The organism is Streptomyces sp. P9(2023) (assembly GCF_032436795.1).
Classification (GTDB): Bacteria; Actinomycetota; Actinomycetes; order Streptomycetales; family Streptomycetaceae; genus Streptomyces.
This window is the reverse complement of sequence record NZ_JAUPWM010000759.1, coordinates 1-245: the sequence shown is the minus strand read 5'-3', so window position 1 is coordinate 245 and position 245 is coordinate 1. Positions and strand designations below refer to the sequence as shown.

Below are 245 nucleotides of genomic sequence, written 5' to 3'. Positions count from 1 at the left end.
TCATGGCGAATGCAGTCCGGTGCATAAGCTGTGAAGCATCAACACCACGAGCAGTAGCCATCTGCTGTTCGAGCATACGCTGCGGAATAGTCGTGACACCCTTGTTCAGACTTTCCGGCTGCGTAATGACATGCTCAATCAAAGCAGAGACTTTGTTGTCCAAGTCAGTCAGACGATCATTTGAACCAAAGGAAACAGACTGGTAGCCGACCAAAGGATCAACAGGAATGTAGCGATCCTCGGAC

At 49.8% G+C, this 245-nt stretch carries 1 protein-coding gene; it reads right to left on the bottom strand.

Features of this window, described 5'->3' with window-relative positions:
* Positions 1 to 245: hypothetical protein (locus tag Q5762_RS39355; protein WP_315897123.1), on the bottom strand; the 245-nt coding region annotated here is incomplete at both ends.